Below are 20,453 nucleotides of genomic sequence, written 5' to 3'. Positions count from 1 at the left end.
TTCTTGACATTAAAACCTATAAGTGGCGCCCCTCGCCCCTGAGGGCATTGCCATTAAGGACTTCTGTCATTCCCGCTAAAGGCGGGAATCTATTCCTCAGTCGGCATTGTGGCTAGCTCAGAGATGGATCCCCGCCTTTCGCGGGGATGACAGTTTAATGTACAATTGAGCTTAACTTAATGGCAGTGCCCCCTGAGGGTTCCCTCATTGTTTATATAGTCAGCGGATGAATTAACAATTGCTCAAACAGGTCTATTATCGTGTCGTTCCCGCGTAGGCGGGAATCTATTTCTCAAGGTCGTTCCTAACTTTGTTTGGAAGATGGATTTCCGCCTACGCGGAAACGACACTTATTCCGCGACATAAATTGCCAGCGCATCATTAGCTTCTATTCTGGCCGTAAATTTTCCCTTTTCATCGACCTGATAAGTTTCTCCTGTGCAATTTCCTCGCAAATCAGGATTACCGTGAATCACATCACAATAAACCCCAGCAGGTAAAGACGTCTTGAATGTTTCAGTAATTGCAAACTCTTCGTGATTAATTACCAGAAATCCTTTATCACCACGCCCAAATGCAATGGCATTACTTTCATTCGTCCACCAGTCAGTCAATGGGGTATCAAACACTGCATTATAAAATTTAACCATATTCTTAATTGCAGGAAAGCGGTGCTGGCAAACCCAATCCCTGGAGCAAACTGTAGTGACCGGAGGTCCGGCGTCAATGTGATTAAATCGATAACCCGAATACACGTTCGGTGAGCCATAGGGATGTGCCAGCATAAAAATATTTGCCAGCAGATAATTTTCAGCCTCTTTATAATTCAATGTGGAGTTATTTCGCTCTGTATCCCAGTTATCGATAAAACTGCGGGCAATATTGCCCGGTAAATAGCCCCAGGCTTCACCAAAGGATTTTAAGTAGGCCAGTTTTTCACGTTCAAAAATACGTTTGAGGTCACGTCCATAGCGAAATTCGTCTAAATCACCCAAATGGCGATATTCCAGTGGATTAACCGCTTCTCCCTCGCTGTATATTACCTCCTGAACCCAAAAAATATTTTTGACTAGCCGCCCCCGAATCGCAGTAAGATCATCAGCAGAGATATGTTTAGCAGCATCAATACGGAATCCGTCTACATCCAAAGCGATCAGATGATTTAAAAATGAGGCGATTTTACTGCGGACATAATCACTGCCGGTATCCAAATCCGCTAAAGAATCCAGCTCGCAGTTTTGTACATTATCCCGATCAGAATAATCATTAATATTCGTGCGGCACCAATGAAAATCCTGCACCTGATAAGTGCCAGGATAATCATATTTACTGTAGCGGGTTCCCTTAGTACCTACTCCATAACCTCTGGTCATATGATTAATTACCACGTCCACAATCACTTTCACACCCGCCATATGGCATTGTGTAATCATGTTTTTGAAAGACGATTCATCCCCTAAACGCCCGGCTATCTGATAACTGACGGGTTGATAGGATGTCCACCATTGCGGCCCGCGAATATGCTCCTGCACCGGAGAAATTTCAACATAGCCGTACCCTGTTTTTGCAAGCATTGCGCATTCTTTTGCCACAGAGTCAAAGGGCCACTGGAACAGTGTAACGGTCACTTTTCTTCTAGATTCGAGTTGAAAATTATCGGCCCAACTGTATTCTGTGAAACTGAAAATTATACAAAAATATACGATACAATACGTCCATTTATACATATTTAGATCCTTATATATTACTTTCATGGTAAACAAGTAATATTGGCTATTCATTGTATAAATGGAATAGAGCCATTCCCGATTATATTAATTGATAATCTGTATTAAATAGTGCTTTATCCGTATGCGTATAAACCATTTCATTTGGCAGAGGTCTTTTTACGGGAACTGCCCTCTTTCTCTTTACTCTTCTTACCCATGCTTTTTTTCAAGAGACTGATAAAATCAACCACATCATCTTTCTGCTGGTTTTTTACCGCTTTTCGCGGACTTTTACTCAATTCCTCTGTTTTGGAATCAATCCATTTTTGCAGAGCTTCACGGTAATCGTCATGGTATTTTTCAGGCTCCCATTTGTTACTCATGTCCTCAATTAATGAAACAGCCATTTTTATTTCCCGATCGCTGATTTTATAGTTTTTTAAACTGTCCGAAGGGAAGCCAAGGTCGCTTTCGTCACGTATTTCATCTTTAAAATGAATCAGATTAAGCACTAATGCATTATCATGCGGCAGTATTAAACTTAAATATTCCTTTGTGCGGATAATGACACGGGCGACCCCTGCTTTTTTGGTTTTTTTCAATGCTTCCCGGAGTAAGACGTAGGCCTTTTTGTTTTTGCTCTCAGGAACGATATAATAGGCTTTGTCAAAATAAAGAGGATCGATTTCCTTAGCGTCAATAAATTCATCAATATCAATGGATTTAAAAACGTCAGGCCCTGCTTTTTCAAAAGCCTGTTCATCAACCACAACATAATGATCTTTTTCATATTCATACCCCTTTACGACATTATTCCAGTCAACTACTTCACCAGTATTACTATTAACACGCTGATAACGAATACGTGCATGATCTTTGGCATCAATTAAATGAAAACTTAAACTTTTTCGTTCCTCAACCGATACAATTCCAACAGGAATAGAAACCAGACCAAAAGAGATATCCCCTTTCCATATCGCCCTCATGGTTTTTTCTCCTGATTTCATGTCTATTTTTTAATTATAGGAAATTCCTCAGATTTAGACTGAATTTAAAGAATTCTAAAGTCTTATTTACTCAGCAACTGCACATAAATAATGTCAGTTAACTCCCCACGTCATCCCGAGCACAGCGAGGGATCTCCCTGCAGTTGCACGCACTTCGCTCGGGATGACGTGGGGAGTTACAATGAAAGTTTATTGTTAAATTTTATATCAAACTTGCACATCATTTGACTAAGAATTATAAAATAAATACAATATGCCTGTCCTCGACTAACCAGACTGGCTAAGATGATTGAATTACTGATTGAGGCTGCACACGCGCTGGGTCACTTTTTGTTTGTTGTATTGAGTGGATTGAAACGAATTGGCGAAATTTGTTTCTATTTTACCCGAGATACATTTAGAGCCCACTTCAACCTGATTGCTCAAAAGACCGCCCCATTCGAGCAGGAAATTCTCAAAAAAACACCTCCCAAGCCGTCTGATTTAAATATTCTAGGTCAACTTGCCTTAACCATCATTCCGGTAACGGTTTTGAGCTGGGTATTGGCATTAACCATAGCGCCGCTCATTTATAATTCAACTCTGCTCCTAATCAGTTTTTTCATCCGGGCAACCAATCTGGCTCTTCTGGATATACCAGAAAAAAAATTGCCCTCCCCCGAAGGCAACATGCCCTGGTATCGGGTGGTTTACGGCCTGCCAGGATTGGTATTCGGCACAGCACTAGGCCTTGTATCAGCCGGGATTATCGGCTTTGTTCGCAGCATCACCAATAGTTTTAAAACCATTCCGCACAGCTTTGCTTCCGTAGTCAATCTGGCCCTTGACGAAGACGATGAATTTGAGGAATGGGGATTAAACCAGGACAAACGCCCTTTTGCTCAAAAATATATCCTGGGGGCTTTTGGCCTCCTGCTTGGAGGAATGGCAGGTGTCATTGGATTTGGAGTTGTCGGTATTGGGCGGGTTATTAGTAATTCCTTTAAAACCACGCGGGCTATTTTCATTTCAGAAATCAACCTGGTTCTGGATTCCGAGATTGAGGTAAAGGACAAGCGTTCCTGGGCGCAAAAATACTTATTAGGGGCGATGGGAATTCCATTTGGAGTTTTTTTAGGCACTGTGGGCTTCCTCACCATTGGTATTTCTCGAATTATTAGCAACTCATGGCAGACAACTAAACACCTTGCAATTTCTGGCGCCAATCTGCCGAGACATTCAAATGAACAATTACCAGGCGGATTATCAGAGGATCACCGAAGTGCACTGCATCGATATGTGCTGGGATTACCCGGACTAATCATTGGAGCCTTTGCCGCCTTACTGGCTATCGGCGTCAGCAGCATCAGGCGAATAATTATTGAAAGTGCAAAAACAACAGCCACTGTGTTTATTGAAATAAGCCAATTCGCATTGGAAGAAGAAGCAGAGGACCTTTCACTTCTACCTGATCTTCGACCAGAGCGACGTTTTGCTGATCGCTTTCTGTTTGGCGCTCCAGGACTGGTGCTTGGTACTATCGCCGGAAGTTTGTCTTTTCTGGTGATTATTGCGGCCCGAATAATCAAAAACTCAGCAGAAAGCGCAATACTGGGATTTGCGGCAGTGACCAATCTCGCACTGGATGAAGAAGACGAATTGGATGAGGGTAAGCTCACTAATGATAAACGAAGCTTTACCAATCGATATATCTTGGGCGGCTTTGGTCTTCTTTTAGGGACGGCAGCTGGAACACTCGGTTTTACGACAGTCCTTTTGGCCAGAATCATCCATAATTCAATTCAAACAGCAATTAGTGTCAGCGGTTCTGCCTACAAATTGGCCCTTAATCGTCAGAGCAATGTTATTGAAGGGGATCAAAGACCAGGTTTTCATAAATATATCCTGGGTTTCCCCGGCCTGATAATGGGTTTATTCACAGGGGCACTGGCCTTTACTTTCGGCTGCATTCAGCGGGTCATAAGCGAAAGCATCGTCTCACTGCAGGAAGCGTTTACGGTTGTGGTGAATCAGGCATTACCAGAGGCTATTGAGCTTACTGATAATAAACGACATCCACTCGATCGTTTTATCTTTGGAGGTTTAGGTTTAGCCGGCGGGGCTATACTTGGTTTTGCAGGCTTTTTGGCCGTTGGACTCGCCCGTATCATCGTCAACTCAGCAGAAAGTGCCGCGCATAGTTTTGCATCGGTAACTAATCTGGCACTGCATAAAGAAGACCGCTTCAAAACCTGGGGGTTAAAACAGGACAAACGTCCTCCTCATATCGCGTATGGTCTGGGACTTCCCGGCATTATTCTGGGTGGAATTGCCGGGATGGTCGGCTTCATTGATGTCGCTTTGGGGCGAATTATCAGCAATTCATTTCAAACGGCATTCAGTCTCAGCGTTTCGGCAATTAATATCGTAGTGCATAAGGAAATTAAAGCCGGTCTGCAACATGAAACCCGCTCTCTCTTCCGTACCTATGTACTCGGTCTTCCGGGTTTAATCATTGGGGTGATTCCTGCGGCAATCAGTTTTCTAATCGCCGGTTTAAGACGAGTGATTATTGAAACTGCGAAGACCGGTAAAGAAGTTGCCGAACTCATTGTCGATAAAGCGCTTCCCGAAAACTTAAAGAATAAAAAATCAGCGCAGCAACGCCTGTTCTATGATATCTATCTTTTTGGTGCAGCGGGTTTTATTGCCGGCTCAGTCATCGGAGGCGTGGGATTTCTTGCCGTCGGAGCAATTCGTGTTATAAGCAATTCACTGGAAAGCGCTTTTCGTCTGACGATAAGCGCTATCAATGCCGTGAATTATGATGAGGAGACTATTGCAGGCGATTTGCAGCATGACCCTCGCAGTGGCGCACGCAAGTTTGGCTTTGGATTCCCCGGCTTAATTTTAGGAAGCATTACCGCGTCTATCGCCATACTATTTACAATCGCCAGGCGTATGGTGATTGAAAGCGCGATTACCGGCAGTATGGTCTACGAAGCCGTGGTCAACGAAGCACGCTCGGTAAGACTAAAAGAAAGTGCGAAAACAGAACGATCCTTAGTCAATCAGATTTTAGGGCTGCCAGGTATTCTTGCAGGATTGACAGTTGGTGCACTAGGTTTCTGTCTGATTGGAGCCAGACGCATACTGTCAAATAGTGCAGCAAGCTTCGTTCATGTCCTGATCTCCACGACTAATCTGGCACTTGCTCCAGAAGACGAGAATACTGAATATGGATTGAAAAAGGACTCTCGCCCCTTTTTCCACACCTATGGTTTAGGATTATTTGGAGTGGTTCTTGGCGGGCTCGCCGGCGGATTGTCATTTTTGGCAGTCGGCATGGCCCGGGTTATAAGTAACTCTTATACGACCGCAGTCAGTTTAAGCCTTTCAGCCTATTATCTGATAACCCCTGCTAACGGCAATAAAGCAGGTCTTGACGATGACTCCCGCTCTGTTTTTAGAAAATTCATTCTAGGCTCTCCGGGTTTACTCATCGGAAGTATCAGCGCAGGATTTGCTATCCTCGCTGCAGTGACTCAACGAATCATTGTGGAAAGCGGGCACACCGCTGTTGAAAGCTTTATTTACCTGCAGAACTCCACCGTTCCTCCAGAGGAAGAAATTCCTCCGCCAGCAATTCCGCGCTCTTTTGCCAATCGCTTTATATTCGGTGCTCCAGGCCTCTTGCTTGGGGGAATCCCCGGCGTCTTTTTTGTAACGATTTCCATTATGTCGCAAGTAGTCGCCAATAGCATTCAAAGCGGCAAATGGACTTACATTGTCGTTGCCAATCTGGGGTTGAGTAAAGAAAATGAATTCGATTATCCCGATAGACAAGAGGAAGCCAAGCGTTCTTTACTCAGTAAAAGTCTTCTCGGCTTACCGGGAATCGTTATCGGTTCGATTTTAGGAGCTCTCACCCTGTTAACGATAGCCAGCGCCAAACTCGTCTACCATAATGCGCGAAGTTTTCTAAGCCTTTCCGGCTCGATCCTCAATGGCTCACTTGAATTACCTGTTTTCTCCGGCTTAGCTGGCGATAAGCGTGATAATCTATCCAAATCAGTGGGGGTCTTCGGCTATGCACTCGCTTTGGCCGCTGCCTTACCTGTTGCCGCCACCATTTTATTTTTCAGAAAAGTGGTGCCGGTGATCATAGCACTGGTGCTTGGCTTCGTTTGCGCGCCGTTAGTTGCCGCATTGAAGGGATTAGCTCTGGCCGCGAAAAAGCCGCGTTTTGAACCAGACGCCCCTGCTGAAGATCTCAGAGAGCAGCAATTTAAAAATATTTACTCCTCATTAACTCCCTGGGGACAGCTTCCTGAGAACAGCCAGATCAGAAGCGATGGAAATGGCCGAAAAGGCGCTGTTTGCTTTACCCGTAAAGCATTAACTTTTAACACCTCAACCATGACAGAGTATTGCCTCGATCAGTTGCTGGAAGCCTACCGCCGGAGTGCTGACAAAGAGAATTTCTTTGAACAGGAATTTCCTGAAGAAGTCCAGAAAATCAAAGCGCATTATCAGGTATTCAGTTTTATTGAATTACAGCAGGAAGTCGAGATGCGGGAAAAACAGATTGACGAGATTGCACAATTTGTTAAGGACTATGTGAACAGAAAGGTATCCCAGGTTCCCAACATCTATTCCAAGCCCGAAAACTCCTGGTCCTCTGTATTCTGGGGTAAAGCCACCGCCGAGGGTGTTGAAGAAAATTCCACTTTGCAACCAGGCACATCGGTTTAATCTCCCAGGGATTAAAGCATCGCCGCAACTATCCTTAAGGAGAAAGTTGCCTCGTCACACTGGGCGAAATCGCCGGCGGGAGTAAATTTTCACGGGACTGAGTGAGATCGGCGGTTCTCACTTTATCGAGCTGGATTATAGCCGCCAAATCAATATCGGCGGGCGAACAATCTGGCACACCGCCGAGAAACAGCATCAAACGAGCGTCGCGCATAAATGCAAAATCAAAACCAAGGCCGGAATCAGAAGCGCGCAGCGGAAACCAATACTCATCACGACCATTTGTACAATTGTTATATTTTAAAACCCGGGGCAATGTAATTTCATTGAATGAAGGTGTCGGGTGAAACGAGCGGTCGGTTCTGCAATATTCCTGAGCCACATGAGCAGGCACGTCACGCTGTGCTTTGCCCACAGCCAATCGGGCTCTGCGAATTGCACGCCAATTGCCAGTCCTATACCATCGATCATTACCATCCACAAAGACTTGCAGTGCCTTTTTTAATGGAGTGAAGTCAAAATGGGCAGAGCAATGTTCTCTACCATTCTGTTGATAGCGAAGACCATTGGCTTCTATTGAGTCAATGCGGATAAGCATTTGCGCCTTAGTATTTTCATCCATATGACTCTCTAACATACGTTGCATATGCCTGTCTTTAGCCCAATAGGCATACTCATAAGCCGTGCAATAAAAGGTTCGTCCCGAATAATCGGTAAAAGCGCCTGGCGTTTGAAGCAAGGCTTGTTTAGTTTCTGAAGCTGTTAATAAAGCCTCTGCCTCATCTTGGCGTCCTTTCGCTACATCCTGCAAAAGCTGGCGGACTTGAAAATCAGGATGTCTTCGGCATGTGGTTTGCACTGATTGAGGCAGATATTTAATTTGCTCCTCGTTGATGGTAGTTACAAGCTTTTCAAGATCTACATCGACCTCACCAGCAATCCCTTCATTTCGGCCCGGGATTTCAGCAGAATGCTCTTCAAAGTCCGCGCGAATGCCAGCAAAATACCTGGGATTTGTCGCTGCCGCGGTTGCATCCACAATTTCCGCGAAGTTGACGCAAATTGACCCTTGATGGGTGACGAATCGAGCAGCTTTTCCCGTGGCTTCCTTATCTAAAAGCATGAGATCATCGAAATAGGGATTTTCTTTAGTCGCTGTGATAATACGCCAGGTACGCTCAAACTTCTGTTGAATGGCAGAAACATCCTCGTCGTTTAAAGCCTGTGATAGTTTAAAGGATTCCCTGTGTGCATTACAAAAAACGCAAATCGTCTTTTCAACGTTCTCGCCTAAGCCTAATGCATTAGAAATGACTGCTACTAAATCCTTACTTAAAGCACTTGATGCATCTAAAATAGCGCCAAAATTTTCAGTAGCGGTTCCCTTCGCTTTACAATACATGTTAAGGTTGCCTAGAAAAAATTGGGTTATGATGGAAAGATGCTCTGTTCTCTCACTAACAGGCATAGCTGCTGGCAAACTATAAAAAGGTGAGGCCGGCTTTGGAATGGTTACCCACATATCCGGGGCACATTTCCCTAACAGGGCATCGATATAGTTTTCTGTTGTTGCAGGCTGTGTGGGCCCAAAGCCCATCAGAACATCGATGTGTTGTTGTTCTACGGTGAAGTCTATATCCAGCTTAAAATGCTCTTTACATTTATCGGTTAAAACGCTCGCTATCTCTTCAAATCCAGGGGATTCTGGCAATGCACTTAACACAGCCCTGCTAAGCTTCAATCGCGGGTCCGGAATTCCTATCCTGGTATTGGGAAAGGTCTCGTGCATGGCGTTAAACAAGGGAGATAAGGGCATTCCTGAGGCATCATTCTTACGGATAAGACTAAAGGCAGGATTTACAACACGGGATTGGCCGTTCTGTTCTTTCGGGCGTAATTGAATGCTGTATAAGTTAGAGGGTTTCATTAAATAGCGATTTAGCGCAGCGATATAATTGTATCGCATGGCAGAAAGGGCTTCTATATAGGATTCTATTTGCGCTAAGCGATCCTCTTTTTCCTGACGTAGCGGATTATCAGTTTTAAGCAAGCCAATATCAAAGATTAATGCATTTTTATAAGCGTTTAATTCTCGAATAGCCCCGCCATCAAAAAAATCTCGTAAGGCCATTGTCGACTTACAGGTATTATCGGTGCTAATTTCCTCCCCACCGACCACTGGAACCAAAAGGTGAACCTTCCTGTTTTTAATATGAATATATCGTGGGGATACAGGTTCGGCAAAGGGTATGCGCATGATTTAAATCTATTTATGAGTTTTATAGTGGAAACTGCAAAGCACAATTAGTATAGGTAGAGCTTAGCAATAGCGAAACGCCTCAAATTGTGATTAATTTTTAGGCACTGATTGCCATTATATACACGAAGTGTCTATTAATCACGTGTAATCATGCTTTCATTTGACAGCTGAGATGAAATACCTAAAACTATATCAGGATATTGTTATTTTTTTCCATTCTATTAGACCCAATCGCCCCAGATCAGGAAAATGTCAACCGATTGGTCTGTGACTTATAATAAACCACCAGGGAAGACAATGAACGATTTTTTCTTGGGAATGATGTACCTGTCTATGGGTTTTCGCGGCCTTTTGACGAAAGGTTTGAAGCGTTTTGTTATATTACCGGTATTATTTAATTTTCTGCTTTTCTCAGGGCTATTTTTCCTTCTTTATCACTATCTTTTTCCCTATGCCTATTATTACCTGGATCAACTGCCAGCCTGGCTTCATTTTTTAAATGTGCTTTTTTTAATTATCTTTTGCATTAGCTTCTTTTTGCTTTTTCTCTCCATGTTTACGGTGTTTTTTAACATCATTGCGGCACCGTTTAATGGCTTGCTCGCGGAAAAGGCGCAACTGCTGCTTTATGGACGCACTATTCCAGGCCTTTCCTTTAAAGACATTGTATTTCGTACTATTAAACGGCAGGTGCAGTTTCTCGCCTATTTCTTGCCGCGATTTTTGGGAATGTGTCTGTTATTCTTTGTTCCGGTAATCCATCCGGTATATCCCTTTCTCTGGTTTTGGTTTAACGCCTGGATGCTAAGCGTTCAATATCAGGATTTTGCAATGGACAATAACTTGGTTGATTTCAAAGAAATGCGGCAAAAAATGAGGGGCAATCGCTTACTAAGCTTAGGCTTTGGCTTTTCAATCAACCTTGCCAGCTTTATTCCCCTCCTAAATCTTTTTTCCATGCCCGCCGCTGTGATAGGCGGTGTGATGCTTTTTTGCGAGCGTCATCCAGAATTTTTTGGAAAACATCTTGTATCTTCTAAATATGAATCATTTGAAAATCAATAATATTAAGGCCAATTGCGCATTAGGTATTTAAATTGGCTCATATTTGATCTAAAATTAGGAGTATTACATTCTATAGGTTAGTCCAATGGCAATTCCAGATTTTTCTTCGCCGATTGCAGAAATAGCTAATTTTATCGGCCAAGAGGTCTATAAAAAAGCGTTTCCAACGCATAAAAAAGTCAATACCCCATTTGGTCAAGTTTTAGATAGAACCACCACGGTTACGCCAAATACTCCAAGAGCTATACATGGTTTTGATAATGCAAATCGAGCTGCTGCCTTAATTCCTCATATTATCGACCTGATGAAAAGAAACATGGAATCACTTCCAACTGACTGGCGTCACCAATTAGTGGAACTGAATGATGAAACGGTTAAGGCGCTGCAAATCGCAGCGTTGATGCGAGCAAGCGGGCGCCATTTTCTACCAGGTACTACTGAAAAATTTCAAAATAATCCTGATTATGGTAATGGAACCAACTATGCAGAATATGGAGAAACCGAGTGTATAGCTATGCTAAAAAAGCTAAACATCCCATCTTCCATTGACTCTGCGACCATCGCTCATGCAATCGTTGGTAATGAGTATGTCGGAGCCCATAATGCCAATAGTCAGGTTGAAAAAATAAAAGCCGAGCACCAGACAAGTAAAAATGATATTTTTTCTTTAATACTTAATGTAGCAAACGTGCTTGAAACTACCAGGGACCGCTCTAAAAAAACTGTGGATCTCAATTGGACGCCCATTTTCAGAGAAATATCCAGGAATCCTCAAGGTAAAGCAGATTGTATGGATTTTGCCCGCCGCCATATTCAGCTTATTAGACAGCAGCAGGGCTTTCTCATGACCACGGTTACGATGGACAAAGAAATTATCGCAAAAGGCACAGATAATCCTAACCATTACAATGGTCAGTCCATTCAAGATGCTCACGAGATGTTCGACGCAGTCAATGAAACCCATTATCTTCACAGTATTGAAACCGAAGAAGAAAAACAATTTGAGAAGAGCACCCCACAAACCGCTGTTATACCAAAAAATCCCGTTATAACTATTGATCCTGTGGAGGTCAGAGAGTTAAAGCAGTTTTATAAATATGCCGTAGCTCAGCAGAACGAGGGCCGCTCAAATCATAAGTTTGAGGCACAATCAGAAAATTATCAGGGCGCGAAAGGTGATTTCCTCAAAACAATTATTCTCATTAAATTAAAAAAGATTTTGGAAAAATGTGAGAATATCGATGCGTTTGAATCTAAATTAAATGAAATAAAAAGGGGAGAGGATTTAAAAATATTGAAAACTTCTCAAGGCTCTTTTTATTCTTTTTTTAATATTAAAACGACTTCTCTAACCGCGTTTGAAAAAATTGAACGTACTTTAAGAGAAAATTTCGAGAATCAGGCTAAGAGCACAGCCTCTGTAGATAAAAGTCTGTAATTCACTTTTGATTAGCGCCTGTTTGCATGTAGCTTTCTTTAGCCTAGGAAATTATCTCCAGCCTTTAATCAAAAATAGGGATTTTGATCATTGGCTGATGGCCCATCTTCTGACACAAAGCAAGCTCTGCCAAGATCCTGGTTAAATATAATATCATCAACATGTAAATGTTGTTTTATACCATTAACCTGAAAATTGAAATTATCATCCGATAGCAGTAATGTAAGTTTTGGCCCAGGAAAAAAGCTGGGAAACCCATGATGATTATTCCCATGAGCAAGTCCTGAATAAAAAAGATAGGGCTTGGATTGATGCTCGTTAATAAATATTCTGCGTGCATTTTCGTCAAAGATGGCATCCCTTTTTTTATAATATGCATCCCAGTCTTCTTTGGTTGGATGCCGAAAATACTCAGGGCTCCCCTCTCTGGCCTGCTTACAGTCCAGTGCAACGACTCTGATTCCAGCCTGAATTGCTGTGATAGCAACAGTTCTCGTTTTATGATTGCCACGGATTACGACAGAGTCTAAAGCGGCGACTCCTTCACTATTCAGGGCGCTATCAAACAGGTGTTGATCCTCATCGTCGGCAAATTCAAAGAAAAATGTCTCTATACCTATTTTCTTAAAATACTGAAAATTAGCGATCAGGAATTCTTTAGGGAAATTATGATCATGATGTTCATTAATGAAAATTCCTGGCGGAAACCCTTCGACAGAACTACTCTGAGTTAACTTTGCGATACATGCATCAAGTTGTTTTAATTTCCGTACTTGCCCATCGGCAGCATTAAAAAAACGGTCTTTTGAAAATTTGGATTTCATGATAATGATCTCATTAATTAATGAGCGCTTTATCTTGGTATTGGGGAGAAATGATCGGTTAGCGCCATTTAGAATTACTTCCCCAAACTTGAACAGTCCAGTCTGCGCACCAAAGTTTGTGAGTGCAATTGCTTCATAATTCGAGCACAATGAATTTAAAAAGACATTATGTAATTAAATTACGCTTAAAATCAAGTTTTTATAAAATTCAAACGCAAAGCTATCGACCGCTGGCTCCGGGATTGAGATCAAGCGATTGTTCCTCAATAAGCTCTGGATTTGATTTGGTAATTTCTTCCCTGGCGGTTTTAAAGAAGGCATGGCCTGAGCTTTGGCCAAGAGAATGTCCTTTGGCTAGCGCCATTATGCCTAGTATTGCCAATCCGGGTAAGATGCCGGTTGCAACTACAAAGACAACAGCCTTCGCAACAAAATGATTCCAGCGTTCATCCCGATGTTGGCTTAACGACTTGTGACTGGAATCCAGCATCGTATAAAAATTGCTGACCCGTTCGCTATGATCAGGGGTTAACTCTCTATCATTGAGCTTCTCCAACAAGTTAACGGTTATGCTGAATTTTACAAGCAATTTATTATCTACCCCTGGATAATCTTTATTCAAAGCCTGTCTCCAGTTGTTTGGAAAAGGCTCATTGGTTTTAGCTTGCTTTTGGATATCTTTCCATAAGTGCTGAAGGTAATTCTGCGTCAGGGGGTAAAGTTTTTTTTCAATCAGGATCAGACACTGGGCTTCTTCAATATCATTATATTTTGCTTTGAGCTGCGTATTGGCAGCTTTTTCCAGACCTAATGCCGCCACATTCACTTCTAAAACAGCACTTTGTTTTTTAAGCTCTTCTTCAATGATTCCAATATGCTGATCTCTTTGATTGATTTTACCTTCCTGCTCTGCAATTAATTCCTCATTTTGTGCCAGAGACGCTTGTTGCTCCTCTATTTTCTGTTGTAGCCTGGCAGTCACTTTTTCGAGTTCCCCTACTCGCTCATACTGCTGTTCAACCTCCTTTTCTTTGGCCAGCAGAGCCGGGTCAGGAGTTCCCAAAGCAATAGCCTGATAAGCCACATTGCTGTAAAACGCCTTATTAGTCTCTCCACAAATAGCCTCTACTTTCTCGAGAGGTATTTTTTCTTTGAAAATATAGTCCGCGGTGGACTGCTTCAGAATGGCCTGCTTATCAGATAATTCCCTTTGCATTTCTTTTAGATCGAGATCAAGATTAAACTCCTGAAAATCGTCCAGACCGCGAATGAAATCATCCAATGCCCGGTAAGTTTCCAGACTCTCCAGGATCTTTCTTTCCACAGAAGTACTTTCAGCCCGCTGATTCTCCAGGGTTTCCAGCATCAGCATATTGATTTGATCGATATACGGCAAGGCTTGCGGGGACGAATGTCCTGTGCGGTAAGCATCCAGTTTCATGTAATAGGTTTCAGTCAATAGCGCAAGCTTGCTGGCGGAAAACTGCTGCTCTCTGGCAGATGAAATTTCCTGCTGCATTTCGCGCAAAATTGCCTGAATTTCTTTTAGCTCTGCATTGTCGAGTTTAAGAACGGGTTCTAATTGTTTGAATAAGGCATCCAGATGATGAAAGCGGTCAATCTCTTTGAATACCTTGGAACTTTGCTCAATAAGCATGGCCTGTTTGGTTTGAAGCGTTGCTTTCAATCCTTTTTGCAGTTCATCCAAAATATTCGCGGCAAGTGGATATTTTTGCCCTGCTTCAGTAAATGTAGCAAATGCCTGACTCACCGCATTAAACACCTCGCCACGCTCCTGGGCATTTTTAAATTCATTATTTAAATAGGCCTCACTGACTTCACGAATCAGAAACTTCAGTGCGTCTGACAACAGCTCTTGTCCCTGTGTTTCTTTCAGTGCTAAGGCAAATTGGTCCTGATGAACTGATTCTGAGATTAACTGCGGCTGGGACAACTGGTGCACATGCCTTGCCATAACACTAAATTTCCTGGATGCATTTTCAATCATAGCGGCCAAAGTTGAATCTTCACCCAACTTCAGGAGATCATTTAAATAAAGCTGGGCATGTTCGTAATTGAGAAAATTCTCACCCATTGCTTCTGAAACCACTGTACTTAGAAAAGTATCGTTATGCCCCTGATAGTGGATGATACGATCATTTTTATTCAAACCGAACAGAGCCCAAATACCCTGTTCCTGACCCAATACCGCATAGCCCGTATTATCAAAATGTTTGTAGGCCTCTCGATTTTTTACAATTTCGCTATAAGCAGCCAGGTATTCTTTTTCCAGTCTGGCTTTATATTTTGCCGGATCATTCCTTAAGGCAAGCAAGGGCGAAATCAATTCTTTCATTTCCGCACTAATCGGCGCATCCTTAAGGTCCGTATCGGATTTAAACTCCACATTATTTCTTCGATAAAAGTCCAACAGCTTTAATACCAGCAGATCCTGAACATGTGTGGTCACCCCCTTCTCTTTGGGCACTTCTCTGAACTGCTGATCCTTGGCATTCCCCGAGCCGGTTCCATGGTGTCCCGGTAATGATGTAAGCTTAAATACGGTGTCTGGTGAATCACAGGCAGGTACGATGGCTTTAAAACAACGAGTCCGTTCATTTTGATACACATATTGTTCATAGTGCTTAACAATGGCCGGTATTCGATAAAAGCGAGGGTCAACCCAGGCAACTGGAGCTCCGTGATAACGGCCGCCAGGTACAGGATCAATAGTGAACATGGAAATTTTAGCGTCCTGGATATGCTTTCCCACATTTTCCAGATTGATCTTGCCTAGCCTTTCGGATAATTGCGTTGTGTTAAAAGCAGCTCGAGTATAGGGACAAGGGCTTTTTTTAATTTCGTCGATAAGATTGACAGGCAAAGGGTCTTGCTTGAATAAATTCTGAATGCGCTCCATTTCATGCGCTGATAAAATTCCCTGAACCGCACCACGACTGTGGGCTGCAATAGCGAAGTCTTTCTCGCCGCGGCTCAGCGCATCAATCATTGCGAGTACTCCACGAGCGATGCGATCGCCCACTTCGGTACCTAAAGTCGTTGGCCCATCAATAAGAATTTGTTGATCACTGACTAGATGCTCTACCTTGTCACTCACCAGCTCATCACGCAGCGTGCCTGCCACTGCATTGGCAGCGCCGCTTAAACTTTCGCCCCGCGGGTAGAAAGTATTAGTGTCTTGGGTATGTTCGGTATCGGTGCCCAGATAGGTGACTAAAAATGTCATGATGTACTACTGAATTACTATTTGTATTTATTTTAGTACTTTTTATAAAGAAAGACACAAATTAAGGCTGTAGACTCTCCAACCACATCAGAAATAAATTATCTTTATTGGCTTGTCTGATAGATTCAGCATTCACATTTAACCAGCGTTCTAATCGGCCATCACTCCAACTCGTGATAATTTCAGGAAAAATATAGTTTTTTTGACAAATCGTGGGCGTATGGCCTAATAATTCGGCAACTTCTTTTATTATGGATTTAATTTTTGCAGCAGAGTCAGTCTCTGAAAATGAGGCGGACAGCAATCGGCAAAAGCTTTCCCGACTGGCAATCCAGGTGCGAAAATCCTTGGCGGTCAAAGGTAAACCAGTTAACGATTGAAGATAATAATTGATATCCTGGGAGGTGATACAGTTGACATTGTTATTTTCATCATAATATTTAAAAATTTCATAACCAGGAATTTCTTCGCATTTTTTAAGGATTTTGATAATTTTTTTATTATCCAGAACTATTTCCCAGGCTTTGGAATTTTTCCCGGTGAAACTAAAGATAGCCTTGGAGCCATTGATGGAAAGATGTTTTTTTCTTAAGGTGGTAATCCCATACGTTTTGTTCTCTTTTGCATAGATTTTATTACCAATTCTGACCCCTGATTTATCCAGAAGGTAAATGATGGCACAAATGATTTGCTTTTTATTTAAAGAAGGCGGCTTTCCTAGTTCATAGGCGATATGACTGCGGATGGTGGAAATAGCACGTCCAAAATCAGTCATGGAGGTGAATTTTAACCTGTCTCTGACTTCTCGCCACAGGGGATGATAATGATATTGTTTTCGATTTCGCGCATCCCGGCCAGTCGCCTGAATGTGCCCATTTGAGAAGGGACAGATCCATACGGAATGATAGGCAGGAGGAATTCTTAAAGACTTAATCCGCTGTAATTCATCGCTTTGGGTAACTCGACTGCCATCGGGATAGTAAAATGCATAGCCTTTACCGCATTTTCGACGCCTTATTCCAGGAATTGAATCATTGACATAGCGAAGAGCCGCCATTCTGGCAATTTTTTCGCACTCCTCACTTGAATAAATCGAGTTGTCGCTAATGATATTCTCCGGTAATTCCTTAAATTAATTTTAGGCAATTCAGGCTTATCGGACAAATGAATGAGGACAAAAGGTGCTACTGGTAATGGCAGCCATTACCAGTCATGAAATTATTTCGAGCCAGCAGGAACCCAGGTTACTGTGCAATTGGTATAAACCGCTTCGGGTGCCGCAGGAGAATGATCTTTAATTGTGATATTGGCATCAACAACTAACTTGCCATCGCCTGCGGGGGTTCGCGTAGTCATATGGAACAAGGCATAGCAGCTATCAAGATAGGTTTGATGGTAATAATAACCATCTCCTATTAAAAACCAGTTTTTGGGCCCGTGACTATAGGAATTACTGGTTTGCGTCTTGTTTAATGTCGCGCAATGAGCGAGATCAAAAAAATCTGTAGTTGAAAAACATACTCTTAAATAAGGGGGTCTGATAATCTCAGAGCTGGGATGAATGTTAAATTCTATAGTTTGTTTGAAATTGCCAGCAAATCCGGTTGTGGCAGCCATGAGTAAAACGACTGAACTAAATTTCTTCATGATCCTTGAATTACGGCTTAATGGGTGGGATTAAAAATATAACAGCTAACTGAATTGTTTAGCAAGTAGATTCAGCGATGTGCTTAAAGTTCTATATCAGACTTGCAAATTTACTAGTATAATGAATATAAATCATTTTTTTGCAAGGATTAGCGATGGAGTATCAAAAACTTAATCCGCTGGCATTGGCTATAACCACGAGTATGCTCGCGGGAATAGCAACTTTCTGTGCAGGCTTGCTGGCATTCTGGATGTATACAGGCAAACCCCTGGTGGCCATGTTTGGGAGCATGTACATTACTGTCATCCCCACAATTACCAATGTCTGCATTGGAACTGCTTTAATTATTGTGGCAGGATTCCTGGCTGCCTATATTTTTTCCTGTGTTTATAATCTGGTTCTCGATTTTCTTTAATTCTTAAAGTCTTTTTTCCTGAAAAATTGTTAAGCTGTGTTGAGAATTGCTCCTACCCTTAACATATATGTTGGGCCCTGGCCCATAGCCGTCAGGCTAAGAAGTAATGTTATCCCCTCTCCCATCGTGGGGGAGAGGTAGGATGGGGCCTTGTTAAGTTAAGCTCAATTGTATATTAAACTGTCATCCCCGGCGAAAAGCGGGCTCCATCTCTGAGCTAGCCACAATGCCGACTGAGGAATAGATTCCCGCCTTTCGCGGGAATGACAGGGTTCTTAACTTAATGGCAGTGCCGCCGGACTTTAGTTCTGATGAGTAAGTTCTTCCCATTCCTTTTCTTCTGGAATTGGCAAGGTGACCCAAAAAGTAGAACCAATACCAACCTCACTTTCCAGAGATATATTCCCCCCCATTCCTGCAACAATCTGGTTGACTATATAGAGCCCTAATCCAAGACCTCTTACTGCACTTTTATGATTAACTCGTTCAAACTTTTTAAATATCTTTTCTCTATTCTCTGGAGCTATACCAATTCCGAAATCCTGCACCATTATTTTTAATGTCCCGGCCTTATCAACAAGCAGCTGTACATTGACCGGCTTCCCTTTTCCATACTTTAAAGCATTAGTAATTAAATTTGTTACTATCTGCTCCATCCTAAACGGATCCCAAAGCCGACCACTGAAATGCCTTTATAAGAAACTTTATTATCAAATCTTTTGGTTATTTTTAATAATAATTCATTAAGGTCTATTTTTTGAGGTTTGAAAAATAAAAACCCTTCGGAAATAACTGTCGTATCTAAAATTGATTCAATCAGGTTTTCGAAAGTTTCTATTTGTTCGAGCCAGGTATCGAATAATTTATTGCGCTTTATTTCCTCGAACTTTCCTTGTTCTATTAATATTTTACCTATCTGTGCATTCATTTTACTGCAGGTTAAAGAACATCAACTTCTAAATCATCTTGTTCTTTTTGGTCTAACTCAATCGATTTAATGCACTCGGGCGGAATATTATCGAAACAGATATAGCTGTCATTGTCTTCGGGATCTGTTTCTACATCGTAATGGTCAGGATCAATATCGATTTCTAAATATTTGACCCCTACGTTAAAACTGTCTTTTATCAGTTCACTTTAGAAAGTAACATTACGCTTACTTGTGAAGTGAATACAGGGCATTTTCCTATAGTGACTCGCTTTTGATTCAGAGCCGTAAATATGAGCATAGTCAATTTTATGGTCTAAACCATATTTATTTTTGCCGCGCTGATTTATCCGTAAGCCTTCGTTTTTGATTTTCCTGTAATTAGCAAGAGCAGTTGCATGGTAAAATTTCATAGAGACCTCAAACACCCAATAAGATCTATTTTAATTCTATTTGATTAAATATCATATAGACAAATTACAAATAAAATGCGAGATAAATCGAGTATTTTCTCCGATATCGAAACCTGGTTTGTGAATAACATAGAAATGAGGTGCCTGGATGTTATATTTTAGAGGGCCCTACAAAAGTCAGGAAGAGAACCGATGTCAACATGCCCTATAGCTATTAAAAAAATTAATAGACCGAATACCGAATTTATTAATAAAGCGCTTCCAGGATTTCACTATTCCGATACATTTTCAGGAGTACTTGCTGCTGACTCAAATCATTCCATTGAAAGCATAGCAAAACTCTTTTTTAATTCTTCACCTCAATGGGCACGAAAGCTGCTGTATCTCAGAAACAGGCTGGTAGGCTGGTGCGGTTTGAAAACAAGGGATATACCCAATGAAGAGCTCGAGATTAATTTAATCATCGGAAAGAGAATCGGACTGTTTAAATTGCATGACTTTAGCGACGATGAGTTACTTTTTGGGGAAGATGATAAACATTTGGATGTGAGGATAATTATCCAGCGAACAACCCGCAATATCCAGCTCACTACACTTATTCAATATAAAAAGGCCTGGGGAAAGCTTTATTTTAATATTATAAGGATTTTTCATCAGCAGATTATTAAATCCCAGCTCAGAAATCTGATCACACAATTGAATTATGATGATCTAAGAAAGGGTAGGCCAGGATAATTTCCCATTATATTGACTTATGCTATTAGA

The 20,453-nt window shown here is 41.9% G+C and carries 14 protein-coding genes; 5 read left to right on the top strand and 9 right to left on the bottom strand.

The genetic code is table 11. From position 1 onward, the window contains the following. Nucleotides 1–350 precede the first annotated feature (350 nt). The gene (locus LXA66_RS04385) at nt 351–1,574 is read right to left on the bottom strand and encodes an alpha-amylase family protein (RefSeq protein ID WP_233012119.1); all 1,224 of its coding nucleotides are present in this window, start codon (nt 1,572–1,574) and stop codon (nt 351–353) included. A gap of 293 nt (nt 1,575–1,867) precedes the next feature. Then, on the bottom strand, nt 1,868–2,695 hold the full coding sequence (locus tag LXA66_RS04380; protein ID WP_233012118.1) for a Ku protein: 828 nt from the start codon (nt 2,693–2,695) through the stop codon (nt 1,868–1,870). A 306-nt stretch (nt 2,696–3,001) separates the two neighbouring features. Here LXA66_RS04380 and LXA66_RS04375 point away from each other — a divergent pair, with 306 nt between their 5' ends. Continuing rightward, a complete protein-coding gene (locus tag LXA66_RS04375) occupies nt 3,002–7,450 on the top strand; it encodes a hypothetical protein (protein ID WP_233012116.1) in 4,449 nt (1,482 codons plus the stop codon). Between the two features lie 34 nt (nt 7,451–7,484). Here the strand turns inward: LXA66_RS04375 and LXA66_RS04370 are convergent, their stop codons facing one another. After that, entirely contained in the window at nt 7,485–9,707 is a 2,223-nt protein-coding gene (locus tag LXA66_RS04370; RefSeq protein WP_233012114.1) for a hypothetical protein, read from the bottom strand. Between the two features lie 300 nt (nt 9,708–10,007). On the opposite strand from LXA66_RS04370, the gene cysZ reads away from it, so the two are divergent. Together cysZ and LXA66_RS04360 are read left to right on the top strand one after the other, a co-directional pair. Further along, on the top strand, nt 10,008–10,775 hold the full coding sequence (cysZ, locus tag LXA66_RS04365; protein ID WP_233012112.1) for a sulfate transporter CysZ: 768 nt from the start codon (nt 10,008–10,010) through the stop codon (nt 10,773–10,775). An 85-nt stretch (nt 10,776–10,860) separates the two neighbouring features. Continuing rightward, nucleotides 10,861–12,213: a SidE phosphodiesterase domain-containing protein gene (locus LXA66_RS04360; protein ID WP_233012110.1), complete on the top strand. Its 1,353-nt coding sequence runs from the start codon at nt 10,861–10,863 to the stop codon at nt 12,211–12,213. 68 nt (nt 12,214–12,281) lie between these two features. On the opposite strand, the gene LXA66_RS04355 is transcribed toward LXA66_RS04360, so the two are convergent. The 4 genes from LXA66_RS04355 to LXA66_RS04340 form a co-directional block, all read right to left on the bottom strand. Next, nucleotides 12,282–13,037, bottom strand: coding sequence for a hypothetical protein (locus LXA66_RS04355; protein ID WP_233012104.1), 756 nt, complete (start codon nt 13,035–13,037; stop codon nt 12,282–12,284). A gap of 220 nt (nt 13,038–13,257) precedes the next feature. Further along, nucleotides 13,258–16,284, bottom strand: a complete 3,027-nt coding sequence (locus tag LXA66_RS04350) for a hypothetical protein (protein WP_233012103.1) — start codon at nt 16,282–16,284, stop codon at nt 13,258–13,260. A gap of 61 nt (nt 16,285–16,345) precedes the next feature. Further along, on the bottom strand, nt 16,346–17,341 hold the full coding sequence (locus LXA66_RS04345) for a DNA topoisomerase IB (RefSeq protein WP_233012102.1): 996 nt from the start codon (nt 17,339–17,341) through the stop codon (nt 16,346–16,348). Nucleotides 17,342–17,502: 161 nt separating this feature from the next. Beyond that, a complete protein-coding gene (locus tag LXA66_RS04340) occupies nt 17,503–17,931 on the bottom strand; it encodes a hypothetical protein (RefSeq protein ID WP_146740025.1) in 429 nt (142 codons plus the stop codon). Between the two features lie 155 nt (nt 17,932–18,086). Between LXA66_RS04340 and LXA66_RS04335 the strand changes: the two genes are divergently transcribed. Further along, a complete protein-coding gene (locus tag LXA66_RS04335) occupies nt 18,087–18,347 on the top strand; it encodes a hypothetical protein (protein WP_233012101.1) in 261 nt (86 codons plus the stop codon). A gap of 302 nt (nt 18,348–18,649) precedes the next feature. Here the strand turns inward: LXA66_RS04335 and LXA66_RS04330 are convergent, their stop codons facing one another. Continuing rightward, the gene (locus LXA66_RS04330) at nt 18,650–19,003 is read right to left on the bottom strand and encodes a HAMP domain-containing sensor histidine kinase (protein ID WP_233012100.1); all 354 of its coding nucleotides are present in this window, start codon (nt 19,001–19,003) and stop codon (nt 18,650–18,652) included. Next, nucleotides 18,991–19,275 (bottom strand): hypothetical protein, encoded by a 285-nt coding sequence (locus tag LXA66_RS04325; RefSeq protein ID WP_233012099.1) that lies wholly within the window; start codon nt 19,273–19,275, stop codon nt 18,991–18,993. The genes LXA66_RS04330 and LXA66_RS04325 overlap by 13 nt, the downstream gene beginning before the upstream one ends. A gap of 605 nt (nt 19,276–19,880) precedes the next feature. Between LXA66_RS04325 and LXA66_RS04320 the strand changes: the two genes are divergently transcribed. Continuing rightward, complete coding sequence (locus LXA66_RS04320) at nt 19,881–20,423, top strand: DUF2867 domain-containing protein (protein ID WP_233012098.1); 543 nt, start codon at nt 19,881–19,883, stop codon at nt 20,421–20,423. Nucleotides 20,424–20,453 lie beyond the last annotated feature (30 nt).

The organism is Legionella sp. 16cNR16C (assembly GCF_021297775.1).
GTDB lineage: Bacteria > Pseudomonadota > Gammaproteobacteria > Legionellales > Legionellaceae > Legionella_C > Legionella_C quinlivanii_A.
Note: the sequence above shows the minus strand (reverse complement) of the source record. Positions and strands in the feature narration are given on the sequence as shown.